At 74.5% G+C, this 16,284-nt stretch carries 1 protein-coding gene; it reads right to left on the bottom strand.

Features of this window, described 5'->3' with window-relative positions:
* Positions 1–23: 23 nt before the first annotated feature.
* Complete coding sequence (locus tag VA596_RS31690) at positions 24–16,037, bottom strand: type I polyketide synthase (protein ID WP_323331874.1); 16,014 nt, start codon at positions 16,035–16,037, stop codon at positions 24–26.
* Positions 16,038–16,284: the final 247 nt, after the last annotated feature.

The raw sequence follows: 16,284 nt of genomic DNA on the forward strand, positions 1-16,284 counted from the left end.
GGAACGGGGGCTCGGGCGGGGGTTCACGACATGCCCAGTTCTTTGTCGAGCAGCTCGAAGATGTCGTCGCCGGTGGCCGACTCGAGCTCGGCGTCGGCGTTGTCCGCGCTCCGGTGCGCGTCGCTCCACCTCGCCAGCAAGCTCTGCAGGCGCAACGTGATCCTGGGGTGCTCGGCCTGGTCGTGGCCGGGCGCCAGCAGCAGCGCTTCGAGCCGGTCCAGCTCGCCGAGCACGGCCGGGCGGGCCGCGGCGACGGGCTCGTCCAGCAGTGCCTCGCGCAGGTACCGGGCCAGCTCCAGCGGGGTCGGCTGGTCGAACACCAGCGTCGCGGGCAGCCGCAGGCCGGTGCCGGCGTTGAGCCGGTTGCGCAGCTCGACCGAGGTCAGGGAGTCGAACCCGAGCTCCTTGAACGGCCGGGCCGGATCGACCTCGGCCGCCGAGAGGTGGCCGAGCACCGCGGCGACCTCGCCGCAGACCGTCTCGGTCAGCAGCTGCTCACGCTCTACTTCGGACATCGCGGCCAGCCGCGTCTTCAGTGCGATCCCACCGCCGGCGGAGTTCTCGGCGGTCCGGCGGGCGCGGTGGCGGATCAGTCCGTTGAGGACGGTCGGCACCCCGCCACCGGCGGCGCGGGCCCGCAGCGCGGCCAGGTCCAGCCGCACCGGCAGCAGCGCCGGTTCGGCCGAGACCAGGCCCGCGTCGAACAGCGCCAGGCCTTCGGCGGCGGTCAGCGGCGGAATCCCGCCGCGGGTCATCCGGCGCACGTCGGCCTCGGTCAGGCTGCCGAGCATGCCGCCACCCGCCCACGGGCCCCAGGCCAGCGACGTCGCGGGCAGGCCGGCCGCCACCCGCCGCTGGGCGAGGGCGTCCAGGAACACGTTGGCCGCGGCGTAGTTGGCCTGCCCGGCGTTGCCGAACGTGCCGGCGACCGAGGAGAACAGCACGAACGCGGCCAGGTCGGCGTCCGCGGTCAGCTCGTGCAGCCGTTGGGCCGCAACGGCTTTCGGTTCCCACACGGTGTCGAGCCGCTCGGGGGTGAGGGACTCGACGGTGCCGTCGTCGAGGACGCCGGCGGTGTGCACGACGGCGGTGAGCGGGTGCTCGGCGGGGATGGTGCCGAGCACCGCGCCCAGCGCCGCGCCGTCGGTGACGTCGCACGCCGTGACGGTGACTTCGGCGCCCAGCCCGGCCAGTTCTTCGACGAGGTCTCCGGCGCCACCGCTGCGGCTGAGCAGCAGCAGGTGCTTGACGCCGTGCGTGGTGACCAGGTGCCGAGCCACCAGCCGGCCGAGCGCGCCGGTACCGCCGGTGATCAATGCGGTGCCCGCCGGGTCGAGCTGCCGCGGGATCCGCAGCACGACCTTGCCGACGTGCTTGGCCTGGCTGAGGTGGCGGAACGCCTCCGGCGCGTGCCGGACGTCCCAAGTGGACAGTGGCAGCGGCTCGAGCGCGCCGCTCGCGAACAGCGCGAGGACGTCGGCGAACAGCTCGGCGATCCGGTCCGGCCCGGCGTCGATCAGGTCGAACGCCTGGTAGCGGACGTCGTGCGCGGCGGCCACCTGCTCCGGGTCGCGGACGTCGGTCTTGCCCATCTCCAGGAACCGCCCGCCGGGCGCGGTGCTGCGCAGCGACGCGTCGACGAACTCGCCGGCCAGCGCGTCCAGCACGACGTGCATCCCGCCGCCGAACGACTGCTCGAACTCGAGCGTGCGGGAGCTGGCGAGGTGCGCGTCGTCCAGGCCCATGCCGCGCAGGACGTCCCACTTGCCGGGGCTCGCGGTGCCGAAGACCTCGGCGCCGAGGTGCCGGGCGAGCTGGACGGCGGCCATGCCGACGCCACCCGCGGCGGAGTGGATGAGCACCCGCTCCCCCGCTTGCAGCGCACCGAGCTGGCTCAGCGCGTAGTACGCGGTCAGGAACACGATCGGCGCGGACGCAGCCTGTTCGAAGCTCCAGCCGTCCGGAATCGGGACCAGGTAACGGTTGTCGGAAACCGAGACCGGGCCGAACCCGCCCGCGAGCAGGCCCATCACGCGGTCGCCCGGCGCCAGCCGGGTCACCCCAGAACCGACCTCCAGCACGACCCCGGCGCCCTCGATGCCGAGCAAGCCGGCCTCGCCGGGGTACATGCCCAGCGCGTTCAGCACGTCGCGGAAGTTGAGCCCGGCGGCGCGGACACCGACCCGGACCTCGTGGCCGGCCAGCGGCGCGACGGCCTCCGCGCTGGGCACCAAGACGAGGTTGTCCAGCGTGCCCTTGGCCCGGGTGTCGAGCCGCCAGGTGCGGTCACCGGACGGCGGCTGAAGCGCCCCGCCACCCCGCGTGACCCGCGGGACGAACAGGTCCCCGCCCCGGACCGCGACCTGCGGTTCACCGGTGGCCAGGGCCGCGTCGAGCGTCTCGCCATCAGGCGCGTCGACGAGGACGAACCGGCCGGGGTGCTCGCCCTGCGCGGACCGGACCAGGCCCCAGACGGCGGCCACGGCCGGATCCGGCGTCTCCGTGTACACCGCGCCGGGGGTCCGCAACACCAGCTTGGCGTCGGCGAAGCGTTCTTCGGAAATCCAGCTCTGGACCAGTTCCAGGACGTCGGTGACGCTCTTCGCCTCGGCCACGACCAGCTCGGGCACCTCGTCGGCGACCTCGCTCAGCGGGACCGCGACGGCGACCGCGTCCGGCTTCGGGAACGGCGTCCAGGCGAGCCGGTACAGCGACTCGGGGGCCGCGGGACCGGGGTCCGCCACGGCCGAAACCGGGCGCAGCACCAGGGAGTCGACGGTGGCGACCGGTGCCCCGGACGCGTCCGCGACCAGCAGCGACACCGCGTCGTCGCCGGACGGGGTCAGCCGGACGCGCAGTTTCGCGGCGCCGGCGGCGTGCAGCGTGACGCCGGTCCACGCGAACGGCAGCCTGCCGGCGCGTTCTCCGGGCCGGGCGACCTGGTCGCCGGTGCCGAGGGCGAGCGCGTGCAGGGCCGAGTCGAGCAGCCCGGGGTGCAGGCCGAACTCCGCGGTGCCGGACGGCAGCGCGACCTCGGCGTAGATCTCGCCGGCCGTCCGCCAGGCCGCGGACAGGCCGCGGAAGCTCGGGCCGTAGCCGAACCCGGCTTCGGTCATCCCGTCGTACAGACCGCTGACGTCGATGGGTTCTGCGCCGGTGGGCGGCCACACGGCCAGGCCGTCGGACGGCGCGGCCGCGGCCGTCCCGAGCGCGCCTTCGGCGTGCAGGGTCCATTCGCCGCCGCCGGCCACGCGGGCGTGGACGGTCAGCGGGCGGAGTCCCCGCTCGTCGGTCTCGCCCACGCGGACCTGGACGTCGACCGCCTCGTCCTCGGGCAGCACCAGCGGGGCGTGCAGGGTCAGGTCTTCGATCCGGTCGTGGCCGGCCTCGTCCCCGGCCCGCACGGCGAGCTCGACGAACGCGGTGCCGGGCACCAGGATCGTGCCGCGCACGCGGTGCTCGGCGAGCCACGGGTGGGTCCGGACGGAGAGCCGTCCGGTGAGCAGGAACCCGTCGTCGCCGGCGGTCGCGACGGCCGCGCCGAGCAGCGGGTGCCCGGCCGCGGCGACGCCGAGGGCCGATGGGTCGCCGGTGACGGCCGCCCGCAGCGTCGGCCAGTAGCGCCGGCGCTGGAAGGCGTAGGTCGGCAGGGCGACCCGCGCCACCTTGCCGGGGAAGGCGGCGGACCAGGTGACCGGGGTACCGTGGACGAACGCCGTGGCCAGGCCGCTGAGCAGCGCGGACTCCTCGGGACGCCCGGCGCGCTGGGTGGGTGCGAACACGGCGTCGCCGGTTACGCAGTCCTGGCCCATCGCGGACAGGACGCCGTCCGGACCCAGCTCGAGGAAGCGGGTGACGCCGGCGGCTTCCAGCGTGCGGACGCCGTCGAGGAACCGGACGGCGTCGCGGGCGTGCCGGACCCAGTAGCCGGCGTCGAACTCCAGCACCGGTGCGCCGGTGACGGTCGAGACGATCGGGATGACCGGCCGACCGTAGGACAGGCTCTCCGCGATACCGCGGAACTCAGCCAGCATCGGGTCCATCAGGGGTGAGTGGAACGCGTGGCTCACGGTCAGCCGCTTGGTCTTGCGGTCCTTGAACTGCTCCGCCACGGCATTGACGGCGGCCTCGTCGCCGGAGATGACGGTCGAGTCCGGGCCGTTGAGCGCGGCGATGCTCACCGCGTCCGAAAGGTGTGGCGTGATCTCGGCCTCGGTGGCCTGGATCGCCACCATCGCGCCACCGGCCGGCAGCGCCTGCATGAGACGGCCGCGGGCGGCGACCAGCGTCACCGCGTCGGCCAGCGAGAGGACCCCGGCGACGTGCGCCGCGGCCAGCTCGCCGATCGAGTGCCCGGCCAGGAAGTCGGGCCGGACGCCGAAGTGCTCCAGCTGCCGGAACAGTGCCACCTCCAGCGCGAACAGCGCGGGCTGCGTGTACTCGGTCCGGTCGAGCAGCTCGGGTTCGCCGAACATGACCGTCTGCAGTGGACGGTCGAGGTGGGTGTCGAACTCCGCGCACACCGCGTCCAGCGCGGAGGCGAACACCGGGTGCGCCTCGTACAGCTCGCGGCCCATGCCGACGCGCTGGCTGCCCTGGCCGGTGAAGAGGAACGCGGTCCGGCCGGTCGCCGGCGCCGTCCCCTCGATCAGGCCGGCGAACGACTCGCCGCGGGCCAGCGCACCGAGCCCGTCGAGCAGGGCGGCGCGGTCACCGGCGAGCACGACGGCGCGGTGTTCGTGGACGGCCCGGGTGCCCGTCAGCGCGGCACCGAGACCGGTCAAGCCGAGTTCCGGCTGGTCGTCGAGCTGGGCGCGGAGGCGCTGGGCCTGGTCACGCAGGGCGTCGGCGTTGCGGGCGGACAGCACGAACGGGGCCGTCGACAGCTCGTCCACGGTCTCGGCGGGTGCCTCCGGCGGGGCCTGCTCGAAGACCGCGTGGGCGTTGGTGCCGCTCATGCCGAACGACGAGAGCCCGAACCGGCGGGGCGCACCGGTCTCCGGCCACGGCGTCGGCTCGGTCACCAGCGCGACCGACCCCGCCGACCAGTCCACATGGGACGACGGCGCGTCCACGTGCAGGGTCTGCGGCAGCACGCCGTGCTCGACCGCGAGCACCATCTTGATCAGCCCGGCCACCCCGGCCGCGGCCTGCGTGTGCCCGATGTTGGACTTGACCGAACCGAGCCACAGTGGACGCTCACGGTCGCGTCCGTAGGTCGCGAGCAGTGCCTGCGCCTCGATCGGGTCGCCCAGCTGGGTGCCGGTGCCGTGCGCCTCGACGACGTCGACATCCGAAGTGGACAGTCCGGCGGCCGCGAGGGCCTGGCGGATCACGCGTTGCTGCGACGGGCCGTTCGGCGCGGTCAGGCCGTTGGACGCGCCGTCGGAGTTGACGGCGGATCCGCGGAGCACGGCGAGCACCGGGTGGCCGTTGCGACGGGCGTCGGAAAGGCGCTCCAGCAGCACCATACCGGCGCCCTCGCCCCAGCCGGTGCCGTCGGCCGCGTCGGCGAACGCCTTGCAGCGGCCGTCGACGGCGAGGCCGCGCTGGCGGGAGAACTCGATGAACGCCGCCGGGGTCGCCATCACCGTCGCGCCGCCGGCCAGGGCCAGCGAGCACTCGCCCGAGCGCAGGGCCTGGGCGGCGAGGTGCACCGCGACCAGCGAAGACGAGCACGCGGTGTCGACGGTGACCGCCGGGCCCTCGAGCCCGAAGTTGTAGGCCAGCCGCCCGGACACGACGCTCGCCGCGTTGCCGGTGGCGACGTGGCCCTCCATCGCCTCGACCGAGGCCATCAGCAGGTTGACGTAGTCCTGGCCGTTGGTGCCGGTGAAGACGCCGGTCCGGCTGCCCCGCACCGTGCGCGGGTCGACGCCCGCCCGTTCGAAGACCTCCCAGGAGGTCTCCAGCAGCAGCCGCTGCTGCGGGTCCATGGCGAGCGCCTCGCGCGGGCTGACCCCGAAGAACGCCGCGTCGAACTCCTCGGCGCCGTCGAGGAAACCGCCCGAGCGCGAGTAGCTCGTGCCCTGGTTGTCCGGGTCGGGGTCGTAGATCGCGTCGGTGTCCCAGCCGCGGTCGGCGGGGAAGTCCGAGACGGCGTCGCCGCCGGCGCGCAGCAGCTCCCAGAACTGCTCGGGGGTGCGGACACCACCGGGGAAGCGGCAGCTCATGGCGACGATCGCGATCGGCTCGGTACCGTCCACAGCGGACTCGACGACGTCGTCCACAGCGGACTCGTCGAACAGCTCGGCGGCCAGCAGGTCGGCGAGCGCCAGCGGGCTCGGGTGGTCGAAAACCAGCGTCGCGGGCAGCCGCAGGCCGGTCGCGGACTCGACCAGATCACGCAGCTCGACGGCCATCACCGAGTCGAAGCCGATCTCGCGGAAGGCCCGGCCGGGCTCGACGGCGTCGGTCCCGGCATACCCGAGCACCCCGGCGACCTGGTGGCGCACGAGGTCCAGCAGGACGGCCGAACGCTCGGAAGCGGACGCGCCGGCGAGCCGGCGCCGCAAGGCCGAAAGCTCCTCGGGCTCGGCGGCGGGACGGCTGTCCAAGGCCGCCCGGACCTCGGGCAGCTCACCCAGCAGCGGGCTGGGCCGGGCCGCGGTGAAACCGGGCGCGAAGCGGGCCCAATCGACGTCGGCGACCGTGACCACCGGGTCGTCGCCGGCGACCGCACGGGCCAGCGCGGCGACCGCGAACCGCGGCGCCATCGGCGTGACACCGCGGCGGCGCAGGTGCTCGGCGGCGTCGCCGGTCGCCATCCCGGCCTCGGCCCACGGGCCCCACGCGACCGAGGTCGCGGGCAGTCCGGCGGCCTGACGGGCCTGGGCCAGCGCGTCGAGGAAGGCGTTGCCGGCGGCGTAGGCCGACTGGCCGGCGCCACCCCAGGTGCCGGCGATGGAGGAGAACAGGACGAAGGCGTCCAGCTCACCCAGCATTTCGTCGAGGTGGGTGGCCCCGGCGACCTTCGCGGTGACGACGTCGGCCAGGTCGGCCGGCGACATCTCCTCGAAGGCCTGGGCCTGGGCGACCCCGGCCGCGTGCACGACGGCGTCGAACTCGAAGCGGGCGACCAGCGCGGCGGCCTCGTCGCGGTCCGCGATGTCACAGGCGACGATCTCGACGTCCACATCGGACAGTTCCGCGCGCAGGTCCGCGGCGCCCGGGGCGTCCGGGCCGCGGCGGCTGGTGAGCACCAGCTTGCTCGCGCCGTTCGCGGCGAGCCAGCGGGCGACCTCGGCGCCGAGCGCGCCGGTACCGCCGGTGACCAGGATGGTCCCGCGCGGCGTCCAGACACCGTCGCGGCCGGTGGCGCGGGTCAGGCGGCGAGCGAAGAGACCGTTGGCGCGCACGGCGATCTGGTCTTCGGCCCCGAGCCCGGCCAGCACGCCGGGCAGCCGCAGCAGGGCGCGAGCGTCGAGGTCCTGCGGGAGGTCGACGCTCCCGGCGATCCGATCGGGGTGTTCGAGCGCAACCGCACGGCCGAGCCCGGCGACGGCGGCCTGGGCGGCGAACTGCCGCCTGTCCCCAGCCGGGCGGTCGGCCCGGCCGACGGCCACCGCACCCCGGGTGACCAGCCACAACCGGGCCGCACCGCCGAGCGCCGGGGTCGGCACGATGCTGTCCGGGACCCCGGCGTTCTCGCCGGCCGTGGCCGCCACGTCACCGAGCGCCTGGGCCAGGGCCGCGGTGGCCGCGACGCCGTCCGGAACCCCGGGGTTCGCGCCCGGCTCGGCCGTAGCGAGCAGCGACAAAACACCCGAGACCGGCACCTCAGCGAACACCTCGGCCAGCAACTCGGCGAAGATCGAGCGGTCGGCCGCCACCGGGACACGCAGGATCCGCGTCTCGGCGCCCGCCTCGGTCAGGGTGTCGACGACCGCGGCGAGGATCTCCTCCTCACCGTCCGGGGCGACGAGCAGCCAGGTGCCGGCGACCCGGTTCGCGGCCGCGGGCAGCGGCTGCCAGGTGACGCGGTAGCGCCACGCGTCCGCAGTGGACAGTTCGGTGCGGGCCCGGCGCCACGCCGACAGCGCGGAGACGACCGGGCCGACCTCGCCCTCGGCCAGGGTGAGCGTGCCGGCCAGCGTCTCGACGTCCTCGCGCTCGACGGCGTCCCAGAACCGCGCCTCGCCTTCGTCGACCGGGCCAGTCGAGGAGACGGCCGGGACGTCGAGCCAGTAGCGCTGCTCCTGGAAGGCGTAAGTCGGCAAGTCGACACGGGCGGCGGGGCCGAAGACGGCGGACCAGTCCACCCGGGCGCCGCCGGTGTGGGCGGCGGCGAGCGCGGTCAGCGTCGTCCGGGCGGCGGGCCGCCCTTCGCTCAGGGCGGCGGCGAAGGTGCCGGTGCCCTCCAGGCAGTCCGGGCCCATCGCGGCGAGCACGGCGTCCGGGCCCAGCTCGACGAACGTCGTGACCCCGCGCGACTCCAGCGTCCGCATGCCGTCGGCGAACCGCACGGCCTCGCGCACGTGCCGCACCCAGTAGTCCGCGTCGAACTCGGTGATCAGCGAGCCGGTCACGTTCGAGACGATCGGGACAACCGTCCGACCGTAGGACAGAGACTCCGCTACACCGCGGAACTCCTCGAGCATCGGCTCCATGAGCGGGGAGTGGAACGCGTGGCTGACGACCAGGCGCTTGGTCTTGCGGCCCAACTCGGCGAACTGCGCGGCCACGGCCAGCACCTCGGACTCGTCACCCGAAATCACCGTCGACGAAGGGCCGTTCAGCGCGGCAATGGCCACACCGTCCGACAGACGTCCCGAGACTTCGGCCTCGGTCGCCTGCAGAGCCACCATCGCCCCACCGGACGGCAGCGCGTCCATCAGCCGGCCACGCGCGGCGACCAGCTTCACCGCGTCGGCCAGCGAAAACACCTCGGCGACGTGCGCCGCGGCGATCTCCCCGACGGAGTGGCCGAGCAGGTGGCTCGGCCGCGCACCCCAGTGCTCGAAGAGCCGGTACAGCGCGACTTCCAGCGCGAACAGCGCCGGCTGCGCGTAGGCGGTGCGGTCGAGGAGCGCGGCGTCGGACGAGCCCGCCTCGGCGAACATGACCATCCGCAGCGGCCGGTCCAGGTAGGCGTCGAACTCCGCGCACACCGCGTCGAGCGCGGCGGCGAACTCGGGGTGGACGTCGTAGAGGTCACGGCCCATGCCGGGCCGCTGGCTGCCCTGGCCGGTGCACAGGAACGCGGGCGCGACGCCGGTCGCCGAGCCGCGGACGACGTTCGCGGCCGCCGCTCCCCCGGCCAGCGCCGTCAGGCCGCGGACCAGTTCGTCGGTGTCCTCGCCGACGACCGCGGCACGGACGTCGAACGCGGTGCGCGCAGTTGCCAGCGCGCGGCCGATGTCGTGCGGGTGCCCGGCGCCGGCGTGCTCCAGCAGCCGGGATGCCTGCGCTCGCAGCGCGTCCGCGGTCCGTCCGGAAAGGACCCAGGCCACCGGGCCGTCAGCGGGGTCAGACGTCTCGGGAGCCGGGTCACCCTGCTCCAGCACGGCGTGCGCGTTGGTGCCGCTGATGCCGAACGACGACACCCCGACGCGGCGCGGACGGCCGGTCTCGGGCCAGTCGCGCGTGTCGCGCAGCACCTCGACGGCGCCGTCCGCCCAGTCGATCCGGGTCGACGGCCGCTCGGCGTGCAGCGTCTTCGGCAGCGTGCCGTGCCGCATCGCCATGACCATCTTGATGATCCCGGCGACGCCGGCCGCGGCCTGGGTGTGGCCGAAGTTGGACTTGATCGAGCCGAGCCACAGGGGTTCCCCGGCGCGGTCGCGGCCGTAGGTGGCCAGCAGGGCCTGTGCCTCGATCGGGTCGCCGAGCGACGTGCCGGTGCCGTGCGCTTCAACGGCGTCCACATCGGACAGTTCGAGACCGGCCGCGGCGACCGCCTGGCGGATCACCCGCTGCTGGGCCGGGCCGTTCGGCGCGGTCATGCCGTTGGACGCGCCGTCCTGGTTGACCGCGCTGCCGCGGACCACCGCGAGCACCGGGTGCCCGTTGCGGCGCGCGTCGGAAAGCCGTTCCAGCAAGAGCATGCCGACGCCCTCGCCCCAGCCGGTGCCGTCGGCGCCGTCGGCGAAAGACTTGCACCGCGCGTTCTCGGCGAGACCGCGCTGGCGCAGGAACTCCATGAAGATCGTCGGGGTGTTCATCACGGACACGCCGCCGGCCAGCGCCATCGAGCACTCGCCGGTGCGCAGGGCCTGCGCGGCGAGGTGCAGCGCGACCAGCGAGGACGAGCACGCCGTGTCGATGGTGACGGCCGGGCCTTCGAGCCCGAAGGTGTAGGCGATCCGGCCGGACGTGATGCTGCCCGCGCCGCCGTTGCCGAGGTGGGCGCTGTACTCGTCGAGGCCGTCCGAGGCGTAGAGCCGCGAGCCGTAGTCGTGGTACATCACGCCGGCGAACACGCCGGTCCGGGAGCCGCGCGCGGCCGCCGGGTCGATCCCGGCGCGCTCGAAGGCCTCCCACGTCGTGGTCAGCAGGAGCCGCTGCTGCGGGTCCATCGCCATCGCCTCGCGCGGGCTGATGCCGAAGAACTCCGGGTCGAAATCGGCGGCGTCGTAAAGGAAACCGCCCTCGCGGGCGAAGCGGGAGCCGTCGCCGTCCGGGTCCTGGCCGTAGAGCAGCTCGGGGTCCCAGCCGCGGTCGGCGGGCAGCGCGCCGATGGCGTCGGTGCCCGAGGAGACCAGCTGCCACAGGTCTTCCGGCGTCCGGACGCCGCCGGGGTAACGGCAGCTCATCGCGACGATGGCGATCCGGTCGTCCGCGTCGTCCACAGTGGACTTGACGCGCCGGGTCGGCACGATCTCACCGGTGCCGAACAGCTCCCCGCGCACGTGCTTGGCCAGCGCCAGCGGCGTCGGGTGGTCGAACACCAGGGTCGCGGGCAGCCGCAGGCCGGTCGCGAGGTTGAGGCGGTTGCGGAGGTCGACCGCGGTCAGCGAGTCGAACCCGAGGTCCTTGAACGGCTTGGCGTCGCGCACGTCGTCGGCGGACGCGTGACCCAGCGCGGCGGCCGCGGTGGTCCGGACCAGGTCGAGCAGCTGCTGCTCGACCTCGGCCTCGCCGAGGCCGCTCAGCCGTTCGCGCAACAGGGACTCGTCCTCGGCGGCACCGGCCGCGGCGCGGCGCGCCGGAGCGCGGACGAGCCCGCGCAGCAGTGCCGGCACCGAGCCGGGCTTCGTGGTCGAGGCGGCCAGCCGGACCGGCACGAGCAGGGCGTCGCCGCTGCCGGTGGCCAGGTCGAACAGGGTGAGCGCGTCTTCGGTGGGCAGCGGCTCGATGCCGCCGCGGCTCATCCGGCCGAGGTCGCCGTCGTCGAGGTGACCGGTCATGCCGGACGCCTGGGCCCACAGGCCCCAGGCCAGCGACGTCGCGGCCAGCCCGGCGGCGCGCCGGTGCGCGGCCAGCGCGTCGAGGAAGACGTTGGCGGCGGCGTAGTTGGCCTGCCCCAGGCCACCGAAGGTCCCGGCGGCGCCGGAGAACAGCACGAACGCGCGCAGCGGCAGGCCGGCGGTCAGTTCGTGCAGGTTCGCGGCGGCGTCGACCTTCGGACGCAGCACGGCGGCCAGACGTTCGGGCGTCAAGGACTCCACAGTCCCGTCGTCGAGCACACCCGCGGTGTGCACGACCGCGGTGAGGTCTGACGTCCGCGCCAGCAGCGCTTCGACGGCGTCGCGGTCAGCGACGTCACACGCCGCGATCTCGACGTCGGCGCCCAGCGCGGTCAACTCTTCGGCCAGGTCAGCAGCGCCGTCGGCGGCGAGGCCACGGCGTCCGACGAGCAGCAGGCGCCGGACACCACGCTCGGCGACGAGGTGGCGGGCCACCAGCCCGCCGAGGGTGCCGGTGCCCCCGGTGATCAGGACCGTCCCGTCCGGACCGAACACCGTGTCGTCCACATCGGACACGGCGTGACGCGCCAAACGCGGGACGTACGCGATGCCGTCTCGCACGGCCAGCTCGGCCTCGTCGGCGGCGAGCGCGGCCGGCAGCAGGTCGAGCACGCTGTCGGGCGTGACGGCGTCGAGGTCGACGACGGCGAAGCGGCCCGGGTGCTCCGACCGTGCCACGCGCAGCAGGCCCCAGACGGTCGCCGCGGCGGGGTCGCCGCTGCCGTCCGGGCCGAGCGCGCCGCGGGTGACGAAGACCAGGCGTGAGCGGTCGAACTTCGGCTCCGCGAGCCAGGCCTGGACCAGGGCGAGGGTGTCCTGCGCGGCTCGGTGCGCGGCGGCCGCGAGACCGTCGCCCCCACCTGGGGAGACCACGACGAAGTCCGATGCGCCGCCATCGCTCGAGGCGGCGAGCGCGGCGAGGTCGGCCCAGGAGGCGACCGAGCTGCCCAGCGGCGTGCCGAGCTGCGCCCAGGTCGCTGAACCGTCCACAACGGACAGCGGCAGTTCCGTCCAGTCCACCCGGTACAGCGCGTCCCGGACCCGGCCGGCGTCACCGATGGCCGCGGCGTCGACCGGGCGGAGGACCAGCGACTCGACCGCGGCGACCGGGCGGCCGCTCTGGTCGGCGACGTCGAGCGAGACGGTGTCCGGCCCGGCCGGGCTCAGCTTGACGCGGATCGCGTCGGCGCCGGCCGCGAACAGCGTCACCCCGTTCCAGGAGAACGGCAGCAGCCCGCGCGCGGACCCGGTCAGGCCGACGCCGTGCAGCGCGGCGTCGAGCAGGGCCGGGTGCAGGCCGAACCGCCCGGCGGCCGGCTTGACGGCATCGGGCAGGCGGACGTCGAGATAGAAGTCGTCACCGGACCGCCAGGCCGCGTGCAGGCCGCGAAACGCCGGCCCGTACTGGAAACCCGCGGCGGCGAAGGCGTCGTAGAGGCCGTCGACCGGGACCACCTGCGCACCTTCCGGCGGCCAGGTCACGGTGTCGGCGGGCGCCGGGGTGCCGGACGTCGTGAGGGTGCCGGTGGCGTGCCGCGTCCACGGCTCGTCGAAGGCGGCGTCGGCGGGCCGGGAGTAGAACTCGATGGCCCGCGGGTCGCCGGCACCGACCGTCACCTGCAGCGTGACGCCGCCGCGTGCGGGCAGCACCAGCGGTGCTTCGAGGGTCAGCTCGGCCAGCCGGTCGCAGCCGGCCTGGTCCCCCGCCCGCACGGCCAGCTCGACGAAAGCCGTGCCGGGGAACAGGATCGTGCCGCCGACGGCGTGGTCGGCCAGCCACGGCTGGGTGTGCGCGGACAGCCGGCCGGTGAACAGGAAGCCCTCGCCGTCGGCCAGCGCGACGGTGGCGCCGAGCAGCGGGTGCGCGGCCGCGCCGAGCCCGGCCGAGCCGAGGTCGCCGGTGCGGACCGCGGAGACGTCCGGCCAGAACCGGCTCGGCTCGAAGGCGTAGGTCGGCAGGTCGGCGCGCTCGCCGGTGCCGTACAGCACGGCCCAGTCGGGCACGACCCCGCCGGCCAGCGCCTCGGCCAGCGACAGGTGGAACCGCGCGAGGCCGCCTTCACCGCGGCGCAGGGTCCGCAGGGCGACCGCTTCGACGCCTTCGTCCTCGAAAATCTCCTGCAGCCCCACGGTGAGCACCGCGTGCGGCGCGACCTCGACGAACGCGCTCAGCTCTTCGGCGAGCATGACGCGGACGGTGCCGTCGAACCGCACGGTCTCGCGCAGGTTGCGGAACCAGTAGTGGACGTCGAGGGTCGTGGTGTCGATCCGCTCACCGGTGACGGTCGAGTAGAACGGCCGGTCGGTGGCGCGCGGGCGGACCGGCGCGACGGCGCGTTCGAACTCCTCGCGCAGCTCCTCCAGCTGGGCCGAGTGCGCGGCGTAGTCGACGGCAACGCGCTTGGCGCGGACTCCGTCGCGCTCGCACCGGGCGAGCAGCTCGTCGAGCGCGCCGACGTCACCAGAGACAACGGTGCTGGTGGGGCCGTTGACCGCGCCGATCGACAGCGGGCCGTCCGCGATCAGGGCTTCGACGTCGGCCTGCGACAGCGCCACGGAGAGCATCCCGCCGCGGCCGGCCAGGTCCAAGACCAGGCGGCTGCGCGTCACGACGACCAGCGCGCCGTCCTCGAGGGACAGCGCGCCCGCGACGACGGCGGCGGCGATCTCACCCTGGGAGTGCCCGACGAACGCGTCGGCGGTCACGCCGTGCGCGCGCCAGACCTCGGCGAGCGAAACCATCACCGCCCACAGCACGACCTGCTGCACGTCCACCCGGTCCACTTCGGACGGTGCGCCCTCGGCACCGGCGACCACGCCCAGCAGCGACCAGTCGACGTGCGGCGCCAAGGCCGTCGCGCACTCCCGCATCCGGGCAGCGAAGACCGGGGACGCCGTCATCAGCTCGCGGGCCATGCCCTCCCACTGCGCACCGGCGCCCGGGAAGACGAAGGCGGTCCGGCCGGACGACGTGACCGCGGCGCGGGTGGCCGTCGTCAGGTCGTCCAAAGAGGACAAAAGTGCGTCCCGGTCGGAAGCTTCCACGACGGCACGGTGTTCGAAGGCCGCCCGTGTGGTGGCGAGGGTGCGGGCGACGTCCACCAGGGACAGCTCGGGGTGCGCGGCGAGGTGGTCGCGCAGGACTTCGGCCTGCCGGGTCAGCGCGGCCTCGGTGCGGCCGGACAGCAGCAGCGGCAGGGTGCCGCCGACGGGCGCCCGGTGCGGTTCGGGGGTTTCCTCCGGCTCGGGGGCCTGCTCGATGATGGCGTGCGCGTTGGTGCCGCTCATGCCGAACGACGAGACGGCCGCGCGGCGCGGTTCGCCGGTCTCCGGCCAGGTCCGCGCCTCGGTGAGCAGCTCGACGGCACCGGCCGCCCAGTCGACGTGCGGGGTCGGCTCGGTGACGTGCAGCGTCTGGGGCAGGACGCCGTGCCGGATGGCCTGGACCATCTTGATGATGCCGCCGACGCCGGCCGCGGCCTGCGAGTGCCCGATGTTGGTCTTCATCGAGCCGAGCAGCAGCGGGCGTCCGTCCGGACGGTCCTGGCCGTAGGTGGCGAGCAGCGCCTGGGCCTCGATCGGGTCGCCGAGCGAGGTGCCGGTGCCGTGCGCCTCGACCGCGTCGACCTGCCCGGCCGACAACCGCGCGTTGGCCAGCGCCTGCAGGATGACCTTCTGCTGGGCCGGACCGTTGGGGGCGGTGAGGCCGTTGGACGCGCCGTCGGAGTTGATCGCCGTGCCGCGCACCACCGCGAGCACGGGGTAACCGAGGCGGCGAGCGTCGGAAAGCCGGGCCAGCAACAGCATGCCTACGCCCTCGGCCCAGCCGGTGCCGTCGGCGGCGGCGTCGAACGCCTTGCAGCGGCCGTCCGGCGCGAGGCCGCGCTGGCGGCTGAACTCGACGAAGGCGCCCGGCGTCGACATCACGGTGACGCCGCCGGCCAGCGCGAGCGAGCACTCGTCCCGGCGCAGGGCCTGCGCGGCGAGGTGCAGCGAGACCAGGCTCGAAGAGCACGCGGTGTCGACGGTGACGGCGGGGCCTTCGAGCCCGAAGCTGTAGGCCACCCGGCCGGAGAAGACGCTCGCCGCGCTTCCGGTCGCGACGTGCCCTTCGACGCCTTCGGGCGCGTCGGCGAGAAGCGTCGCGTAGTCGTGGCTGGTGGTGCCGACGAAGACACCGCACTGGGTGCCCTTCAGCGAAGCGGGGACGATCCCGGCGCGCTCGAAGGCCTCCCAGGACGTCTCGAGCAGCAGCCGCTGCTGCGGGTCCATGGCGAGCGCTTCGCGCGGCGAGATGCCGAAGAACGCGGCGTCGAACCGGCCGGCTTCGCTGAGGAAGCCGCCTTCGTTCGCGTAGGTGGTGCCGCTGTGGTCGGGATCCGGGTCGAAGACGGCGTCGGTGTCCCAGCCGCGGTCCTCGGGGAACGGGCCGATGACGTCGCGGCCCTCCGAGACCAGCTCCCAGAGCTGCTCGGGGGTCCGCACGCCGCCGGGGTACCGGCAGCTCATCGCGACGACGGCGATCGGTTCCTGCGTCCGGTCCTCGAGGCTGCGCAGTTTCTGCCGGGTCTGGTGCAGGTCGGCGGTGACCCACTTCAGATAGTCACGGAGCGTCGCCTCATCGGCCATCGCCGCACACCTCACTTGTCGCCGTGTCTGCGTCCCCCCGGCTTCCCTCGGTGCGCGCGTTCCCCTGTTTCCCATGGTCACAGCGCCGCGCCGACGAACCGGTGCCAGGGAAACCTATGAATCCGCAGACTCCCGCGACAACCCTTAGCGACCCCCTAGGCCCCTAGTCGAACCCGCCTCCGACCTGCGGAAAAGCCCCGGGACGCCGCGCTTGCGCGAGGCGTCCCGGGGCCGGGTGCGACGAGGG

The sequence above is a fragment of the Amycolatopsis heterodermiae genome (genome assembly GCF_034929455.1).
GTDB classification, from domain to species: Bacteria; Actinomycetota; Actinomycetes; order Mycobacteriales; family Pseudonocardiaceae; genus Amycolatopsis; species Amycolatopsis heterodermiae.